Origin of the sequence: Caulobacter segnis (assembly GCF_023935105.1) — a bacterium.
Taxonomy (GTDB): Bacteria; Pseudomonadota; Alphaproteobacteria; order Caulobacterales; family Caulobacteraceae; genus Caulobacter; species Caulobacter segnis_B.
In genome coordinates, this window is the sequence record NZ_CP096040.1 from 3001310 (window position 1) to 3018259 (window position 16950).

Consider the following 16950-nt stretch of genomic DNA (forward strand, 5'->3'; position numbering starts at 1 on the left):
CCGACTCAAGCCACCAGTTGGGCGACCGTACACATCATCCAGACGAAGCTGGCGACGGACACAAGGGCCAAAGACTCACGCGCGATACGGATCATCGGAACCTCCACAGATTTCTTGTTTTGTTCCATATTCTGGTTTTGTTCTGTTCACAAGATGTTCCGCGACGTTCCACCGCATTTTCTTTGGGCGAGTCAGTCGGCAGGCGCCCCGCCGCATGGGATTCCATATGGCCAAGCCCGTCGGATCAGGGCAGATCGACGCCATGCGCCTGATCATCGACACCGACACCGCCGGCGACGACGTCTTCTCGCTGATGCTGGCCCTGACCCGCCCGGGCGTCGAGGTCGAGGCGATCACCATCGCTCATGGCAATGTCGGCTTCGTCCAGCACGCGGAAAACGCCCTGGTGACGCTGGAGGTCTGCGGCCAAGCGAACCAAGTCCCCGTCTACCTCGGCGCTGAGACACCCTTCACCCGCGCCCCCCTGGACGCGGCCTATGTCTTCGGCCACGACGGCATGAGCGACAGCGGTTTCGCCAAGACCGTCCAACGCCCCGCCGACGGCCACGCGGTCGATGAGCTGGTGCGTCGGATCATGGCCGCGCCCGGCGAGATCACCCTGATCGCCCAGGCCCCGCTGACCAACATCGCCCTGGCCTATCTGCGCGAACCGCGCATCGCCAAGGCCCTGAAGCATCTTTGGGTCATGGGCGGCACGGACAATGGGGTCGGCAATGTCACGCCGGCGGCCGAGTACAATTTCTATGTCGATCCGGAAGCCGCCAAGATCGTCGTCAACGCCGGCTTCAACCTGTCGATCGCCACCTGGACCCTGACGCTGAAGGACGGCCTGTGGAGCACCGCCCAGCTGGCCGAGCTGGAAGCTCTGGGCACCGACAAGGCTCGTTTCTTCACTGACGTGAACCGCGCTTCCCTGGCCTTCGCCCGCGAGACCGAGGGCCTGGACGGCAGCCTGCACCCCGACGCCCTGACCTGCGCCATCGCCCTGGACGAGCGCCTGATCCTGGAGGCCGAGGACTGCGTGGTCGACGTCGAGACTCTCGGTGAGCTGACGCGGGGCTATCTCAGCGTCTCCCATTCGATCCTGCCGGACATCGAAGTCGCCGATCCCGCGCTCAAGCGGCGCACGCCCAACGCGCGCGTGATCAAGAAGATCGACCAGGCCGGGTTCTTCGCGGCGATGAAGCGCGCGCTGCTCTGAGAACCGCGCTTCGGCGCTAGAAGGTCCGGACTTCCAGGTGGCCATCCTTGAGGGCGACCACACGGTCCATGTAGCGCGCCAGCTCCATATTGTGCGTGGCGATCAGCGCCGCGACGCCCTGCTGGCGGCAGATCTCGTAGAGCGACTTGAACACGGCCGCCGACGTCGCCGGATCGAGATTGCCGGTCGGCTCATCGGCCAGCAGCAGCTTCGGGTGATTGGCCAGGGCCCGAGCGATGGCCACGCGCTGTTGCTCGCCGCCGGACATCTGGGCCGGCTGGTGGGTCAGCCGATGGCCCAGACCCAGGCTCTCCAGCAAGTCCTTGGCGCGCGCCTCGGCCTCCTTGCGGCTCTTGCCGGCGATGGTCAGCGGCATGGCCACGTTTTCCAGCGCCGTGAACTCGGGCAACAGATGGTGGAACTGGTAGACGAAGCCGACCGTGCCCAGCCGGATGCGCGTGCGCACCCGCTCGGACAGCTTGGAACAGTCGCGGCCTTCCAGGGACACCAGGCCGCCGTCGGGATGCTCCAGCAAGCCCGCCGAGTGCAGCAGCGAGGACTTGCCCGAGCCCGAGGGGCCGATCAGGCCGACCACCTCGCCCGGATAGACGTCGATATCGACGCCACGCAACACCGGCAGGTCACCCGCCTCGGTCTTGTAGACGCGCTCGACGCCGCGCAGGGACAGGACTGGATCACTCATAGCGAAGCGCCTCCACCGGATCGAGGCGCGAGGCGCGCCAGGCGGGCGGCAGGGTCGCCAGAACACTCATCAGGGCCGAGGCGGCCACGATGCCGGCGACCTCGGTCCAGTCGATCTTCGCGGGGATGTGCGAGAGCATGTAGACATCCGCGCTGAACACGGCCGTGCCGGTGACCCACTCCACGAAGTTCTGGATCGGGGTGATATAGGCGCTGAACAGCACGCCCAGGGCCAGGCCGCACAGGGTGCCGGCCACGCCGATCGAGGCGCCGGCCATGACGAAGATCCGTAGGATGGCCCCCTGCCCCGCGCCCATGGTGCGCAGGATGGCGATGTCCTTGCCCTTGTTCTTCACCAGCATGACCAGGCTGGAGATGATGTTCAGGGTGGCGATGGCGACGATGCAGAACAGGATCAGCCGCATCACCTTGCGCTCGACCTGGAGGGCGGTGAAGTAGCTGTGGTTCTTGTCCTGCCAGTCGCTGACCAGGGCGCCGGGGCCGCTGGCGACCTCGACGGCGTGCTTGAGCTCCTTGGCCTTGTCCGGATCGTCGACCTTGATCTCGACATAGTCGACGGAAGTGTCGCGGCCGAAGAACAGCTGGGCCTGTTCCAGCGGCATGTAGACGAAGGCCTCGTCGAACTGGCTCATGCCGACGCTGAAGACACCGCCGACGATGTAGTTCTTTTCGCGGGTTGAGGAGCCAAACGCCGTGGCCGGGCCCGAGGGCGAGATCAAGGTGATGGCGTCGCCTGGCTTCACGCCCACGCTCTGGGCCATGCGGTCGCCGATAAGCACGACATCGCCGCCGTATTCGCCCTGGCCGAAGCCCGCGAGCGAGCCCTGCTTGATGTTACCGGCGATCAGCGACATGTGCCGCAGGTCCGAGGTCGTCACCCCGCGCACGATGGCGCCGGTCACCTGGCTCGGGCCGATGACCATGGCCTGGGCCTCGACCATCGGCGCGGCCTGGATGACGCCCGGCGCGGCCTTGATGCGCCGGATGATGGTGTCGCGGTCCGGGCCATTGATCAGCGGCGACTGAGCGTAGAGATGGCCGTTGAAGCCGAGGATCCGACCCAGAAGCTCGGCCCGGAAGCCGTTCATGACGCTCATCACGGTGATGAGGGCGAAGACAGCCAGCGTCACCGCGCAGAACGAGATCACCGCGATGAGCGCCACGCCGCCGTTCTTGCGCTTGGCGAACAGGTACCGGCGCGCGACGGAGCGCTCCCAGCGACTGAAGGGACCGGCGGCGCGGGCGTCTGACATCAGGCGGTCTTGCCTTTGGTGAGGTTGTCGATGACGGCGTCCAGCCCGGCGGTGTAGCGCTCGCCGGTCTTGCGGTTCTTGACCTCGACCACGCCCTCGGCGACGCCCTTGGGGCCGACGATCAGCTGCCAGGGCAAACCGATCAGGTCCATGGTGGCGAACTTGGCGCCGCCGCGGGCGTCGGTGTCGTCGTAGAGGACGTCCTTGCCGGCGGCGGTCAGGGCGGCATAGGCCTTGTCACAGGCCTCGTCGCAGGCGGCGTCGCCCTGGCGCATGTTGACGATGCCGACATCGAACGGCGCGACGCCTTCCGGCCAGATGATCCCGGCCTCGTCGTGGCTGGCCTCGATGATCGCGCCCAGCAGGCGCGAGACGCCGACGCCGTAGCTGCCCATCTGCACCGGCGTGTCCTTGCCGTCCGGGCCCATGACCAGGGCCTTCATCGGCTCGGAATATTTCGTGCCGAACGAGAAGATGTGACCGACCTCGATGCCGCGCGCCGACAGGCGGTCAGCTTCGGGCACCGCGTTGAAGGCGGCCTCGTCGTGCATTTCCTCGGTCGCGGCGTACAGCGCCGTGCGCTGGTTCACCAGCGGCTGCAGGTCGCCGTACCAGTCGACGTCCGGGCCCGGAGCCGGCATCTCGACCAGATCCTTATGGCAGAAGACGGCGCTTTCACCCGTCTCGGCCAGGACGATGAACTCGTGGCTCAGGTCGCCGCCGATCGGGCCGGTGTCGGCGCGCATCGGCACGGCCTTCAGGCCCATGCGCGAGAACAGGTTCAGATAGGCCACGAACATGCGGTTGTAAGACTTGCGGGCGCCATCGGCGTCGAGGTCGAAGCTGTAGGCGTCCTTCATCAGGAACTCGCGGCCGCGCATCACGCCAAAACGCGGACGGCGCTCGTCCCGGAACTTCCACTGCACATGGTAGAGGTTCTTCGGAACGTCCTTGTAGCTCTTCACATAGGCCCGGAAGATCTCAGTGATCATTTCCTCGTTGGTGGGCCCGTACAGCAGCTCGCGCTCGTGACGGTCGGTGATGCGCAGCATCTCCGGGCCGTAGGCGTCGTAGCGCCCCGACTCACGCCAGAGGTCGGCCAGCTGCAGCGTCGGCATCAGGAGCTCGATGGCGCCCGCGCGATCCATTTCCTCACGGACGATCTGCTCGATCTTCTTCAGCACGCGGAAGCCGAGTGGCAGCCAGGCGTAGATACCCGCCGCTTCCTGGCGGATCATGCCGGCGCGGAGCATCAGCTGGTGCGAAACGATCTGGGCGTCGGACGGTGCTTCCTTCAGCACCGGCAGGAAATAGCGCGACAAGCGCATGCGCGTGGAAACTCCGGGAATTCGAGAAGGGCCTGAGATAGCCCCTCGCCCGTGAGCTTGGCAACGCGCGAGGCTAAAGTAAGGCTCCCGAAGCGAATAAAAGAGAGGCCGCGCGATCCGTCGCGCGGCCTTTCAAGTTCATCGTCGGGGAAGACGCCACAGAGCGAGACCGGCAAGGCCGATCTCCTGAAGTCACCTTACCGACCGAACGCATGTTGGGGCACGCCCATGCGATGGAAGCGCTGACAATGAGGCGCTTCGCCCAAGGCTTGGGCGATCGCGGGCAAATAACCCGCATCACGCCCAAGGCTTGTGCATTCGCACATCAGGTGGCGGCCGGAAGATCCGGCAGGGTCACCAAGTGGAAGTGGACGATGGCGAAGAACAGCACGAATACGACGGCCGAAACCCACGTCGTGGTGATGAACTTGCGCTTGAGGTTCGGATTGACCGGCGCGCCCGGGTCCACGCCGGGCGGCGGGGTGACGCCGGACTCGTGAAAGCTGCGCGACCCCAGCGGCAGAACGGCGAACAGCACCGTCCACCAGATCGTCAGATAGATCGCGAACCAGGTGATCGGGCTCATCAGTGATGCGCGTCCGCTTCTTGAGTGTTTCGGGGCGTTTCCATGAGCTCGACCAGCAGGCCGCCCATGTCCTTGGGGTGTACGAAGATGATCAGGGTGCCGTGAGCGCCGATGCGGGGCTCGCCCAGCACGGTCGCGCCCTTGGCCACCAGGTCGTCGCGGGCCGTGTAGATGTTCTCGACCTCGAAGCAGATGTGGTGCTGGCCGCCCTTGGGGTTCTTGGCCAGGAAGCCGTGGATCGGCGAGCTTTCGCCATAGGGCTCGATCAGCTCGATCTGGCTGTTGGGCAGGTTGACGAAGCAGACCCAGACGCCCTGCTCCGGCATCGCCCATTTCTCGGTCACCGAGGTGGCCCCGAGCAGGTCGCGATACATCTTCACCGAGTCGTCGATCGACGGCGTGGCGACACCGACGTGATTGAGCTTGCCGATCATCCTAGAAAACTCCCGCTGTGCTTTTCTGGTTATCGGCCATCGGCCTAACACCCGCACGCTGCGGAAAGGAAGGGCGACCGTGGCGTTTTCACGGCCGCCCCTTCACGATCAGATTCGCAGCACCGTGGTCTCGACGACCGGCTTGCGTTCCCAGATTCGGAACGCGGCCTTCTTCACGGCGCGGGAGATGGCGTTCTCGATGCTGTCGTCGATCTCGCGCGCGTCGCCATCCAGCTTCTTGTAGGCGGTCTCGGCTTCCTCGGCGAGATCGTCCAGGGCGTCGTCGAGGCTGTATTCCTCGTCGCCGGTCAGGCCGATGCCGCGTACCTGCGGGCCGGAAACGATCTTGTTGCGGCCATCCAGCACGATCGACACCGCGAGGATGCCGTTGAACGCCGCGTGGCGTCGCTCGCGCAGGGCCTCGCCGTTCTCGGGCGTGACGACCCCGCCGTCGACATACAGGCGACCGGCCGGCACTTCGTCGATGATCTCCGGCTTACCCGGCGCCAGGCGCACCATGTCGCCATTACGCGGCGAGATGGCGTCCGGAACTTGCAGATCCTTGGCGAAGGCGGCGTGCTCGATCAGGTGGCGACGCTCGCCATGGGTCGGCACGGCGATCTGGGGTCGCACCCAACCGTACATCTGGCGCAACTCGTCCCGGCACGGGTGACCCGAGACGTGGATGCCGGGCGTGTCACGCTCGGTGTGCAGGCGCACGCCCCGATCGGCCAACTTGTTCTGCAGGTTGCGGATCGGGATCTCGTTGCCCGGGATCACACGCGAACTGAAAACCACATGATCCCCGGACCCCAACTTGACATGCGGATGACTGCCGTCGGCGATCCGCGACAGGGCCGCGCGGGCCTCGCCCTGACTGCCGGTGCACAGGAACAGGATCTCGTTCTCGGGCAGGTGCTTGGCCTGGTCGTCATTGATGAAGGGCTCGATGCCCTGCAACAGCCCGACCGAGCGGGCGGCGGCGGCCATGCGATGCATTGAGCGGCCGGCCAGGCAGACCTTGCGGCCGCAAGCCTGGGCGGCGCGGATCACGGTATCCATGCGCGCCACGTTCGAAGCGAAGCAGGCCACGGCGATCTTACCGCTGAGGCTCTTGATAAGATTCCCCAGGGCCTCCCGAACATCGGCCTCGGAACCGGCCTGGCCTTCCACGAAGACGTTGGTGCTGTCGCAGACCATGGCCAGCACGCCCTCGTCGCCAAGGCGGCGGATGGCGGCCTCGTCGGTCGGAGCGCCCAACTGGGGCTCGGGGTCGATCTTCCAGTCGCCGGTGTGCAGGATCGTGCCCAGCGGCGTCTTGATCGCCAGGCCGTTCGGCTCGGGGATCGAGTGGGTCAGGGTGATCAGCTCCAGCTCGAACGGGCCGAGCTTGAAGTTGCCGCCCAGCGGAACCTCGGTGATCTCGACCTCGTCCAGCAGGTCGGCGTCGCGCAGCTTCTCGCGCAGCAAGAAGGCGGTGAACGGCGTGGCGTACACCGGGGCCTTCAGGCGCGGCCAAAGCCAGTGCACCGCGCCCAGATGGTCTTCATGCGCGTGGGTCAGGACGATGCCGACGATGTCCTTGGCGTAGGGCTCGATATACGACGGGTCGGGCAGGATGATCTCGACACCGGGCGTCGTCTGATCGCCGAAGGTCACGCCGAGATCGACCACGATCCACTTGCGATCGTGGGCCGGGCCGAAGCCGTACAGGTTGAAGTTCATGCCGATCTCGTTCGACCCGCCCAGGGGCAGGAAGACGAGCTCGTCGTTCTTGGATTTTTTCATCAGGTCTCGGAAATGGTGTTTCTTCGGTAGATTTCGAGGAGACCCCGGATCGTAAGATCGGAGTCGAAGTGATCGATGCTGTCGGTGGCGCCCTCGAACAGGGAGGCGACGCCGCCGGTGGCGATGACGGTCATGGGCTCGCCGCGCTCGGCCTTGATGCGCGTCACGAGGCCCTCGATGAGGGAGATATACCCCCAGAAGACACCCGATTGCATGGCTGACACCGTGTCGGTGCCCACGATCCTGTTACCGGCCGGCCTCTGGATGGCGATCCGGGGCAGCTTGGCGGCCGCTTCATGCAGAGCCTGCATCGAGAGATTGATGCCTGGCGCGATGATGCCGCCCTCGAAGGCGCCGTCGGCCGCCACGATGTCGAAGGTCGTGGCCGTGCCGCTGTCGATCACGACCAGCGGTCCCGGATAGACCATGGCCGCCCCGATGGCGTTGACCAGACGGTCGGCGCCCGCCTCGGAGGGCTTTTCGATGCGGACGTCGATTCCCAGCCTGGCGTTCTCGCCGATCACCAGCGGCTCGACGTTGAAATAGCGCCGGGAAAGATTGCGCAGATTGAAGATCGACTGCGGCACGACGCTGGAGATGATCACCGCGTCGATGGCTCGAAAGCCCAGCCCTTGCATCGACAGGAGTTGCGAGAGCCAGACCACGTACTCGTCGGCGGTCCGAGTGCTCTCGGTCGCCGAGCGCCATTGGGCCACCCATGACGCGCCATCGTGTATGGCGAACATGGTGTTGGTGTTGCCCTGTTCAATGGCCAGCAGCATCAAGCGCCTCCAAAGAAAACGTCGCCGGCGGTGATCCGGCGGAGTTGACCGTCGTCCAGACGGAGCCTCAAAGCCCCGTCACCATCCAGTCCCTCAGCGATCCCCTCGACCGTCTCGACGCCCAGACGGGCGACGCAGGGCTCACCCAGGCCGTGGGCGCGGGCCGTCCAGGCGTCGGCGATGGCGGGAAAGCCCAGGGCGTTCCAGGTTCGGAACCAGCGCTCGAAGGCGCCGGCCAGGACCTCGATGGCTTCGGTCGGAGGCGGCGGCGGGATTTCGCGATAGGTGGCGATCGAGGTGGCCGGTCGCTCGGCGTCGATCGGCCGGCGCGCCAGGTTCACGCCGACGCCCACGGCGATCCAGAGCCCGCCCATGGGCGAGGCGCCGGACTCGATCAGGATGCCGCTGACCTTCAAGCCGCCCAACAGGGGGTCGTTGGGCCATTTCAAGCTGACGAGGGAAGCCGGCACGTACTGGGCCAGCATGTCGGCCACGGCCAGGGCGGCGACGAACGAGACCTGCGCGGCCTCGGCCGGCGCCTTGTCGGTGCGGAAGAGCAAGGTGGCGGCGAGGTTGCCCTCGCCGGTCTCCCAGGCGCGCCCTCGACGGCCGCGCCCGGCGGTCTGGCGGAGACCGACCAGCCACACGGGGCCGGCCTCGCCCGCCTCGGCCCGACGACGGGCCTCGGCGTTGGTGGAGTCGATCTCGCCCAGAACGACGATGGGTGGGACGACGACGGGCAGGACGCCCGTCACGTCACGCGTGACCAAAGGCGGCCGCGGCCGCCTTGGCGGCGGGATCCAGCCAGACCAGAGCCACGAGGACGATCGGGAACGAGAAGAACGCGGCCGCGTAGCCGACAGCGCGCGCCGAAGGCGACGGGGCGTCGACCGAACCGGCCGGTGCGTCGAACCACATCGATTTGATCAGGCGCAGATAATAGAACGCCGCGACGACCGAGCCGACCAGGCCCAGAACGGCCGCCCACTGCAGCATCACGTCGCCTGTGCCCAGGGCCGCCTTGAAGACATAGTACTTCGACCAGAAGCCCGAGAACGGCGGCAGGCCCAGGGCCGACAGCGAGAACGCGGTCATGGCGATGGCGATGCCCGGACGCTCCTTGATCAGGCCGGCCATGTCCTCGATGGTTTCCATCGGCTTGCCGCCGCGGTTCAGCGCCTGCAGGCAGGCGAAGAAGCCGGTGACGTCGACCATGTAGAGGGTCATGAAGACCAGCATCGACTGCAGGCCGACCTCGCCGCCGGCCGCCACGCCCAGCAGGGCGTAGCCGACATTGGCGATCGAGGAATAGGCCCACAGGCGCTTCAGGTTCGTCTGGGCCAGGCCAGCGAAGGCGCCGACGAACACGGACAGCAGGGCCGCGATCACCAGGATCTGGCGCCATTGCTCGACCGAGCCCGGGAAGGCGTCGCCCAGCACGCGGGCGAACATCATCATGGCCGCCAGCTTCGGCGCGGCGGCGAAGAAGCCGACGACCGGGGTCGGGGCGCCTTCGTAGACATCCGGCGTCCACATGTGGAACGGCGCGGCCGAGACCTTGAAGGCCAGGCCGCAGATCAGGAAGACCAGGCCGAACAACAGGCCCACGCCGTGCGAACCGCCGTGGGCGGCGGCCAGGGCGATCTGGCCGAAGTGGGTCGAACCCGTGAAGCCGTAGATCAGCGACGAACCGTACAGCAGCAGGCCCGACGACAGGGCGCCCAGCACGAAGTACTTCAGGCCTGCTTCCGAAGACTTGGCGTCGTCGCGGCGCATGGCGGCCAGGACGTACAGGGCCAGCGATTGCAGCTCGACGCCGACATAGAGGCTGATCAGGTCGCCGGCCGAGGCGGTGACGCCCATGCCCAAGGCGGCCAGGATGACCAGGACGGCGTATTCGAACTTCTGGTCGCCGCGCTGGGCCAGCCAGCGGTCGCCGAGCACGACGGCCACGGCGCTGGAGAGATAGATGGCCACCTTGGCGTAGGTCGCCGCGGCGTCGGCCGCGTAGACCCCGTTGAAGGCGTGGCCGTGCGGACCGAGGACCGCCGTGGCGGCGGCCGCGATCAGCGACGCGACGGCCGCCAGGGTGAAGATGGCCCCGACCTTGCCTCGAAAGGCGCCGGCGACCAGCAGGACGAGCGCCGCGATCGCGAGAACGACCTCAGGCAGGACGAGCGAGAAGTTGGCGGAAAAGGTCATAGGCTCCTCACCCACCCAGGGCGGCGCGCCAGGCGCCGACCAGCGCGTCGACGGACGTCGCGGTCAGGTTGAACACGAGATTGGGATAGATGCCGAGCACCAGGGTCATGACGATCAGCGGCGTGAACAGCAGGATCTCGCGAGCGTCCAGATCCGTGATGGTCTTCAGCTCGGGATTGGTGATCTCGCCGAACATCACCCGACGGTACAGGGTCAGGGCGTACATGGCCGACAGGATCACGCCGGTGGCCGCCACGATCGCCGTCCAGGTCGAGGCCTTGTAGACGCCGGTCATGGTCAGGATTTCACCGACGAAGCCCGAGGTGCCCGGCAGGCCGACATTGCCCATCGTGAACAGCAGGAACACGAAGGCGTAGTGCGGCATGCGGTTGGTCAGGCCGCCGTAGAAGGCGATCTCGCGGGTGTGCATGCGGTCGTAGACGACGCCGACGCAGAGGAAGAGCGCGCCGGAGATCACCCCGTGGCTCAGCATCTGGAACAGAGCGCCCTGCTCGCCCGCCGCGTTGCCCGAGAAGATGCCCATGGTCACGAAGCCCATGTGGGCGACCGACGAATAGGCGATCAGCTTCTTGATGTCGGTCTGACGGAAGGCGACCAGCGAGGTGTAGACGATGGCGATGGCCGACATCGCGAACACCAGCGGCTGGAACATCTCCGAGGCGTTCGGGAACATCGGCAGGCTGAAGCGCATGAAGCCGTAGCCGCCCATCTTCAGCAGGATGCCCGCCAGGATGACCGAACCGGCCGTCGGGGCTTCCACGTGGGCGTCGGGCAGCCACGTGTGGACCGGCCACATCGGCATCTTCACCGCGAACGAGGCGAAGAAGGCCAGCCACAGCCAGGTCTGGAGCCACGGCGCGAACTTGAACGTCATCAGCACCGGGATCGACGAGGTGCCGGCGATGCTGATCATGGCCAGGATAGCCGCCAGCATCAGCACCGAGCCGAGCAGCGTGTAGAGGAAGAACTTGTAGGCCGCGTACACCCGGCGCTTGCCGCCCCAGATGCCGATGATCAGGAACATCGGGACCAGGCCGAACTCGAAGAACAGGTAGAACAGCACCAGGTCCAGCGCCGCGAACACGCCGATCACCAGGGTCTCCAGGACCAGGAAGGCGATCAGATATTCGACGACCCGCTTCTCGATCGACTTCCAGCTGGCCACGATGCAGATCGGCAGCAGGAAGGCGGTGAGCAGGACGAACAGCACCGAGATGCCATCGACGCCCATGCGGTAGTGCAGGCCCGCGAACCAGGCGAAGTCTTCCACGAACTGGAAGCCCGGGTTCTTAGGATCAAACTGGACGGTCAAGACGATCGACAGGCCGAACGTGACCAGCGTGGTCACGAGCGCGATCCACTTGGACAGGGTGTCGGTCTTTTCGCTCGCGCCACTGAAAGCGCGCGCGGCGAGGATCACCGCGACGCCGACGATCGGCGCGAAGGTCGTAAGGCTGAGAAGGCCGCTCATTAGCTCCGTCCCCCTCAACGGAAGGCGTACAGGGCGAAGGTCAGCAGACCGGCGACGCCGAGCAGCATGACAAACGCGTAGTGGTAGAGATAGCCGGTCTGCAGCTTGCCGGTGCGCTTGCCGACCTCATACGAGACCGCGCTGACGCCATCGGGACCCAGGCCGTCGATGATCTTCTGGTCGCCACCCTTCCAGAACAGGTCGCCGAGGAACTTGGCGAAGCGCACGAACGTGGCATCGTAGAGTTCGTCGAAGAACCACTTGTTGTAGAAGAAGACGTACAGCGGGCCCTTACGCTCGGCCAGCTTCAGGCCCAGGCGCTCGTTGCCCTTGATCAGGTAGACATAGACCGCGATCAGCAAGCCCAGGAGCGAAGCGATCAGCGGGCTCCACTTCACCCACTCGGCCACTTCGTGCGCTTGGTGCAGCACGTGGTTGGTCGGAGCCGTGAAGATCGCGCCGCGCCAGAACTCTTCCTGGTGATGGCCGACGAAGTAGTCGGTGAACACGAAGCCGGCGGCTACCGCGCCGATCGACAGGGCGACCAGCGGGAACAGCATCACCCACGGGCTCTCGTGCGGCTTGTGGTCGTGACCGTGGCCGTGATCGTCGTGGGCGTCGTGATGATCGTCCGGCAGCGGCTCTTCGTGCGTCTCGTGCGCGGCGCCGTGGGCGTCGTGGGCATGAACGTCGTGGGCGTGGTGATCGTCATGACCCCAGCGCGCCTTGCCGTTGAAGGTGAAGAAGGCCAGGCGCCACGAGTAGAACGAGGTCAGGCCCGCCACCAGCACGCCGATCACCCAGGCGAACATGGCGATCGAATTGTGGCCGCCGGCGGCGAAGGCCGCCTCGATGATGGTGTCCTTCGAGTAGAAGCCGGCGAAGCCCAGGTGCAGCGGCGGGAAGCCGAGGCCCGTAATGGCGATCGTGCCGATCGTCATGGCCAGGAAGGTCACCGGCAGCAGCTTGGCCAGAGCGCCGTACTTCCGCATGTCCTGCTCGTGGTGCATGCCGTGGATCACCGAACCGGCGCCCAGGAACAGCAGGGCCTTGAAGAAGGCGTGCGTGAACAGGTGGAACATGGCCGCCTGATAGGCGCCGACGCCGGCCGCGAAGAACATGTAGCCCAGCTGCGAACAGGTCGAGTAGGCGATCACGCGCTTGATGTCGTTCTGGGTCAGGCCGACCGTGGCGGCGAAGAGAGCCGTCACCGCGCCTATCACCGTGACGATGTTCTTGGCCACCGGGGCGTATTCGAACATCGGCGACAGCAGGCACAGCATGTAGACGCCGGCGGTCACCATGGTGGCCGCGTGGATCAGGGCCGAGACCGGGGTCGGGCCTTCCATGGCGTCCGGAAGCCAGGTGTGCAGGAAGAACTGCGCCGACTTGCCCATCGCGCCGATGAACAGCAGGAAGCAGGCGATATCCATCAGCGGCCAGGCGTGACCGGCGAACTCCCAGGTCTTGCCGGCGTGGCTGGCGATCATCGGGAACAGCTCGGCGAACTGGATCGTGCCGAACGCCCAGAAGGTGGTCATGATGCCCAGGGCGAAGCCGAAGTCGCCGACGCGGTTGACGACGAAGGCCTTGATGGCCGCGGCGCTGGCCGAAGGCTTCTTGTACCAGAAGCCGATCAGCAGGTACGAGGCCAGGCCCACGCCTTCCCAGCCGAAGAACAGCTGCATGAAGTCGGCGGCCGTGACCAGCGACAGCATGGCGAAGGTGAACAGCGACAGATACGCGAAGAAGCGCGGCTTGCTGTCGTCCTCGGCCATGTAGCCCCAGGAATAGATGTGCACGAGGGCCGAGACCGTCGTGACCACGATCAGCATGGTCGCCGACAGGGCGTCGATGCGGATCGACCAGTTGGCCTGGAAATCGCCGATGCTGATGAACGGCAGCAGATGGACGGTGAAGGCCTCCATGTGCCCCCAGGTCCACTGGCTGAACGTGTACCAGCTGAGGCCGCAGGCCAGGATCAGCGCGCCGGTGGTGACCGACTGGGACGCCACGTTGCCGATGCGGCGGCCGAACAGGCCGGCGATGGCCGCGGCGATGATCGGCGCGAAAACGAGAATGGTGACAAGCGTCTGCATGACGTCGCTTAGCCCTTCATCATGCTGGCGTCGTCAACCGCGATATCACCACGGTTGCGGAAGAAGGTGACGAGGATCGCCAGACCCACGGCCGCCTCGGCGGCGGCGACGGTCAGGACGAACATGGCGAAGATCTGCCCCGCCACGTCGTGCAGGTAGGCCGAGAACGCCACGAGGTTCACGTTCACCGCCAAGAGGATCAGCTCGATCGACATCAGGATGACGATGATGTTCTTGCGGTTCACGAAGATGCCGAAGACGCCGATCGTGAACAGGATCGCGGCGACGACGAGATAGTGCGGCAGGCCGATCATTCGGAGATCCCCTCACCCGGCTTGATCTGAACCAGCTCCATGCCGGTCTTGGGCGTGCGGGCCACCTGCTTGCCGATGTCCTGGCGCTTGACGCCCGGCTTGTGGCGCAGGGTCAGGACGATGGCGCCGATCATGGCGACCAGCAGCACCAGGCCCGCCAGTTGGAAGAAGAAGACGTAGTCGGTGTAGAGCACCCGACCCAGCGCCTCGGTGTTCGGCACGCCGCCCGGCGAGGCGTTCGGCAACGGGTTCTTGGCCGCCGCGCCGTTCGTGGCGACCGTGGCGGCGACGAACACCATTTCCAGCGTCAGGATGCCCCCGACCAGACCGCCGATCGGCAGGTACTGGGCGAAGCCCTGGCGGAGCTCGGCGAAGTCGACGTCCAGCATCATGACGACGAACAGGAACAGCACCGCGACCGCGCCGACGTAGACGACGATCAGCAGCATCGCCAGGAACTCCGCGCCCAGCAGGACGAAGAGGCCGGCGGCCGAGAAGAAGGCGGTGATCAGGAAGAGCACCGAGTGCACGGGGTTGCGCGCCGAAACGACGAGCAAGCCCGCCGCTATGGTCGTGAACGCCAGCAGATAGAAAGCGATCGCCTGCAAGGCCATTGGCCCAGGTGCTCCCCTGAAAACTTAAGTCCAATGACGACGCGGCCGATCGGCGCGCCGCCTCCTAGGAATCGCCCCGTCCTTTAGCGGTAGGGCGCGTCCAACTCCAGATTCTTCGCGATCAGGCGCTCCCAGCGGTCGCCGTTATCGAGAAGACGTTCCTTGTCGTAGTAGAGCTCTTCACGGGTTTCGGTCGCGAACTCGATGTTCGGACCTTCGACGATGGCGTCGACCGGGCAGGCCTCCTGGCACAGGCCGCAGTAGATGCACTTGACCATGTCGATGTCGTAGCGGGTCGTGCGGCGGCTGCCGTCCTCGCGCGGTTCGGCCTCGATGGTGATGGCCTGGGCCGGGCAGATGGCTTCGCACAGCTTGCACGCGATGCAGCGCTCCTCGCCCGACGGATACCGACGCAGGGCGTGCTCGCCCCGGAAGCGCGGCGACTGCGGGCCGCGCTCATTCGGATAGATCACCGTCTTCTTCGGCGCGACCAGGTACTTCATGGCCAGGCCGAAGGCGCCGGCGAAGTCCAGAAGGGCCGCGCCCTTGGCCGCTTGAGTGATGCGCTGGAACACCAGAGCTCTCCTAACACTTTTCCTTGGGGAAAGGACGGACGTCCCTGCCCTGCTCTTTCTGCTGCCGCCGCATCTGTTGCTCGAGGACGCACTTCTTGGTCTTCTCGTCCGCCTTCTGGCGGGCGTCGACCTGCTCCTCGAGCGTCCGCTGCGGCGGATGCTGAATACTGCGTCCCCAGGTCCCGCACCCGGCCAGCAGGCCGACCACGACGATCCCGAGGACAACCCGCCTCATTTCCCGTCCCGGGGAATGACGCAGGTGTAGTTCGATAGCTGGACGGGATCGCCCCCGTCCAGCTTGCCCCGGATGGTCCCACCCGAGGCCTTGCACTTGTCGCCCTCGCGTCGCAGGTCGTCGTAGCTGACGACCCCATCGCCCAGGGAGTAAGACCGATCCGGCGCCGAGACAGCCTGGCAGGCCGTCAGCGCCAGGCCGGTCAGACCCAGGACCGCGAGGCCGATCCGGCGCATCAGGCGGCCGGACCGAACACGCGCCAGGCGGCGACCGCGGCCACCAGCACCAGCGAGGTCGGCAGGAACACCTTCCAACCCAGGCGCATCAGCTGGTCGTAGCGGTAGCGAGGCACGATGGCCTTCGCCATGGCGAACATGAAGAACCAGAAGACGATCTTGGCGTAGAACACCAAGGCCAACAGGAAGTTGACCAGGAACGGCGGCCAGCTGGCCGTGAAGCCGATCGGGAAGCCCGGATTCCAGCCGCCGAAGAACAGCACGCTGATCATGGCGCACATCAGGACGATGTTCGAATACTCGGCCACCATGAACAGCAGGTAAGGGGTCGAGCTGTACTCGACCTGGTAACCGGCCACGAGTTCGGATTCGGCTTCCGGCAGGTCGAAGGGCGGGCGGTTCGTTTCGGCCAGGCCCGAGATATAGAACATGCCCATGGCCACGACCATGACCGGCAGGATGATCAGGTTCTTGAGACCGCCGCCGCCGAAGACGTTCCAGTTCCAGATCCAGCCCGACTGCTTCTCGACGATGGTCGACAGGTTCATCGAACCGGCCAGCAGGATCACCGTGATGATGATCAGGCCGATCGAGACTTCGTACGACACCATCTGCGCCGCCGAACGCAGGGCGCCCAGGAACGGATACTTCGAGTTCGAAGCCCAGCCGCCCATGATGATGCCGTAGACGCCCAGCGAGCTCATCGCCAGCAGGTACAGGATGCCGACATTGAGGTTCGACACGACCCAGCCCGGCGCGAACGGCACCACGGCCCAGCCCACGAAACCCAGGATCAGGCTGATCAGCGGGGCCAGGATGAAGACCACCTTGTCGGCCCCGGCCGGGATGACGATTTCCTTCAGCACGAACTTGAAGAAGTCGGCGAAGGACTGCAGCAGGCCGAAGGGACCCACGACGTTGGGACCTTTGCGCATCTGGACACCGGCCCAGATCTTGCGGTCGGCGAGCAGCAGGAAGGCCAGGCTCAGCAGAACCCAGATCACGACCAGCAGGATGCCGCCCGTCGTGAGACCAAACCAGAGAAGCGGAGAGTTGGGGCCCACGGT

At 65.7% G+C, this 16950-nt stretch carries 19 protein-coding genes and 1 pseudogene; 1 reads left to right on the forward strand and 19 read right to left on the reverse strand.

Features of this window, described 5'->3' with window-relative positions; genetic code table 11:
* Window positions 1–5 precede the first annotated feature (5 nt).
* Window positions 6–95, reverse strand: a complete 90-nt coding sequence (gene sidA / locus MZV50_RS14125) for a cell division inhibitor SidA (protein ID WP_156136740.1) — start codon at window positions 93–95, stop codon at window positions 6–8.
* Window positions 96–262: 167 nt separating this feature from the next.
* Here sidA and MZV50_RS14130 point away from each other — a divergent pair, with 167 nt between their 5' ends.
* The gene (locus MZV50_RS14130; protein ID WP_252635238.1) at window positions 263–1222 is read left to right on the forward strand and encodes a nucleoside hydrolase; all 960 of its coding nucleotides are present in this window, start codon (window positions 263–265) and stop codon (window positions 1220–1222) included.
* A gap of 16 nt (window positions 1223–1238) precedes the next feature.
* Here the strand turns inward: MZV50_RS14130 and MZV50_RS14135 are convergent, their stop codons facing one another.
* The 18 genes and pseudogenes from MZV50_RS14135 to nuoH form a co-directional block, all read right to left on the reverse strand.
* Window positions 1239–1925 carry an ABC transporter ATP-binding protein gene (locus tag MZV50_RS14135; protein WP_252629812.1) on the reverse strand — a complete coding sequence of 229 codons (687 nt, stop codon included), beginning with the start codon at window positions 1923–1925 and terminating at the stop codon, window positions 1239–1241.
* Window positions 1918–3198, reverse strand: coding sequence for a lipoprotein-releasing ABC transporter permease subunit (locus MZV50_RS14140; protein WP_252629813.1), 1281 nt, complete (start codon window positions 3196–3198; stop codon window positions 1918–1920). Before MZV50_RS14140 ends, MZV50_RS14135 begins: the two co-directional genes overlap by 8 nt.
* Window positions 3198–4526 (reverse strand): proline--tRNA ligase, encoded by a 1329-nt coding sequence (gene proS / locus MZV50_RS14145; protein ID WP_252629814.1) that lies wholly within the window; start codon window positions 4524–4526, stop codon window positions 3198–3200. The genes MZV50_RS14140 and proS overlap by 1 nt, the downstream gene beginning before the upstream one ends.
* Window positions 4493–4594: pseudogene (locus tag MZV50_RS26725) on the reverse strand (hypothetical protein); the annotation flags it as partial. The gene proS and the pseudogene MZV50_RS26725, both read right to left, overlap by 34 nt.
* A 257-nt stretch (window positions 4595–4851) precedes the next feature.
* Window positions 4852–5112 carry a DUF1467 family protein gene (locus MZV50_RS14150; RefSeq protein WP_252629815.1) on the reverse strand — a complete coding sequence of 87 codons (261 nt, stop codon included), beginning with the start codon at window positions 5110–5112 and terminating at the stop codon, window positions 4852–4854.
* A complete protein-coding gene (mce, locus tag MZV50_RS14155) occupies window positions 5112–5546 on the reverse strand; it encodes a methylmalonyl-CoA epimerase (RefSeq protein WP_252629816.1) in 435 nt (144 codons plus the stop codon). Before mce ends, MZV50_RS14150 begins: the two co-directional genes overlap by 1 nt.
* A 108-nt stretch (window positions 5547–5654) precedes the next feature.
* Entirely contained in the window at window positions 5655–7334 is a 1680-nt protein-coding gene (locus MZV50_RS14160; RefSeq protein WP_252629817.1) for a ribonuclease J, read from the reverse strand.
* Entirely contained in the window at window positions 7334–8119 is a 786-nt protein-coding gene (locus tag MZV50_RS14165) for a type III pantothenate kinase (protein ID WP_252629818.1), read from the reverse strand. The genes MZV50_RS14160 and MZV50_RS14165 overlap by 1 nt, the downstream gene beginning before the upstream one ends.
* Window positions 8116–8871 carry a biotin--[acetyl-CoA-carboxylase] ligase gene (locus MZV50_RS14170; protein WP_252635239.1) on the reverse strand — a complete coding sequence of 252 codons (756 nt, stop codon included), beginning with the start codon at window positions 8869–8871 and terminating at the stop codon, window positions 8116–8118. Before MZV50_RS14170 ends, MZV50_RS14165 begins: the two co-directional genes overlap by 4 nt.
* Before the next feature lies 1 nt (window position 8872).
* A complete protein-coding gene (gene nuoN, locus MZV50_RS14175) occupies window positions 8873–10333 on the reverse strand; it encodes an NADH-quinone oxidoreductase subunit NuoN (RefSeq protein WP_252629819.1) in 1461 nt (486 codons plus the stop codon).
* Window positions 10326–11828 (reverse strand): NADH-quinone oxidoreductase subunit M, encoded by a 1503-nt coding sequence (locus MZV50_RS14180; protein ID WP_252629820.1) that lies wholly within the window; start codon window positions 11826–11828, stop codon window positions 10326–10328. The genes nuoN and MZV50_RS14180 overlap by 8 nt, the downstream gene beginning before the upstream one ends.
* Window positions 11825–13909 carry an NADH-quinone oxidoreductase subunit L gene (gene nuoL / locus MZV50_RS14185; RefSeq protein ID WP_252629821.1) on the reverse strand — a complete coding sequence of 695 codons (2085 nt, stop codon included), beginning with the start codon at window positions 13907–13909 and terminating at the stop codon, window positions 11825–11827. The genes MZV50_RS14180 and nuoL overlap by 4 nt, the downstream gene beginning before the upstream one ends.
* A gap of 8 nt (window positions 13910–13917) precedes the next feature.
* Entirely contained in the window at window positions 13918–14223 is a 306-nt protein-coding gene (gene nuoK, locus MZV50_RS14190; RefSeq protein WP_223390198.1) for an NADH-quinone oxidoreductase subunit NuoK, read from the reverse strand.
* Window positions 14220–14837, reverse strand: coding sequence for an NADH-quinone oxidoreductase subunit J (locus tag MZV50_RS14195; protein WP_252629822.1), 618 nt, complete (start codon window positions 14835–14837; stop codon window positions 14220–14222). The genes nuoK and MZV50_RS14195 overlap by 4 nt, the downstream gene beginning before the upstream one ends.
* Window positions 14838–14920: 83 nt before the next feature.
* The gene (gene nuoI / locus MZV50_RS14200; RefSeq protein WP_184719347.1) at window positions 14921–15412 is read right to left on the reverse strand and encodes an NADH-quinone oxidoreductase subunit NuoI; all 492 of its coding nucleotides are present in this window, start codon (window positions 15410–15412) and stop codon (window positions 14921–14923) included.
* Window positions 15413–15422: 10 nt separating this feature from the next.
* On the reverse strand, window positions 15423–15647 hold the full coding sequence (locus tag MZV50_RS14205) for a hypothetical protein (protein WP_252629823.1): 225 nt from the start codon (window positions 15645–15647) through the stop codon (window positions 15423–15425).
* Complete coding sequence (locus tag MZV50_RS14210) at window positions 15644–15883, reverse strand: hypothetical protein (RefSeq protein WP_252629824.1); 240 nt, start codon at window positions 15881–15883, stop codon at window positions 15644–15646. The genes MZV50_RS14205 and MZV50_RS14210 overlap by 4 nt, the downstream gene beginning before the upstream one ends.
* The gene (nuoH, locus tag MZV50_RS14215) at window positions 15883–16947 is read right to left on the reverse strand and encodes an NADH-quinone oxidoreductase subunit NuoH (RefSeq protein ID WP_252629825.1); all 1065 of its coding nucleotides are present in this window, start codon (window positions 16945–16947) and stop codon (window positions 15883–15885) included. The genes MZV50_RS14210 and nuoH overlap by 1 nt, the downstream gene beginning before the upstream one ends.
* Between the last annotated feature and the right edge of the window lie 3 nt (window positions 16948–16950).

Bases quoted from the DNA above. Each gene is read 5' to 3' on its own strand.
- sidA (WP_156136740.1), bottom strand. From the start codon at position 95: ATGATCCGTATCGCGCGTGAGTCTTTGGCCCTTGTGTCCGTCGCCAGC.
- MZV50_RS14130 (WP_252635238.1), top strand. From the start codon at position 263: ATGCGCCTGATCATCGACACCGACACCGCCGGCGACGACGTCTTCTCG.
- MZV50_RS14135 (WP_252629812.1), bottom strand. From the start codon at position 1,925: ATGAGTGATCCAGTCCTGTCCCTGCGCGGCGTCGAGCGCGTCTACAAG.
- MZV50_RS14140 (WP_252629813.1), bottom strand. From the start codon at position 3,198: ATGTCAGACGCCCGCGCCGCCGGTCCCTTCAGTCGCTGGGAGCGCTCC.
- proS (WP_252629814.1), bottom strand. From the start codon at position 4,526: ATGCGCTTGTCGCGCTATTTCCTGCCGGTGCTGAAGGAAGCACCGTCC.
- MZV50_RS14150 (WP_252629815.1), bottom strand. From the start codon at position 5,112: ATGAGCCCGATCACCTGGTTCGCGATCTATCTGACGATCTGGTGGACG.
- mce (WP_252629816.1), bottom strand. From the start codon at position 5,546: ATGATCGGCAAGCTCAATCACGTCGGTGTCGCCACGCCGTCGATCGAC.
- MZV50_RS14160 (WP_252629817.1), bottom strand. From the start codon at position 7,334: ATGAAAAAATCCAAGAACGACGAGCTCGTCTTCCTGCCCCTGGGCGGG.
- nuoL (WP_252629821.1), bottom strand. From the start codon at position 13,909: ATGCAGACGCTTGTCACCATTCTCGTTTTCGCGCCGATCATCGCCGCG.
- nuoK (WP_223390198.1), bottom strand. From the start codon at position 14,223: ATGATCGGCCTGCCGCACTATCTCGTCGTCGCCGCGATCCTGTTCACG.
- MZV50_RS14195 (WP_252629822.1), bottom strand. From the start codon at position 14,837: ATGGCCTTGCAGGCGATCGCTTTCTATCTGCTGGCGTTCACGACCATA.
- MZV50_RS14205 (WP_252629823.1), bottom strand. From the start codon at position 15,647: ATGAGGCGGGTTGTCCTCGGGATCGTCGTGGTCGGCCTGCTGGCCGGG.
- MZV50_RS14210 (WP_252629824.1), bottom strand. From the start codon at position 15,883: ATGCGCCGGATCGGCCTCGCGGTCCTGGGTCTGACCGGCCTGGCGCTG.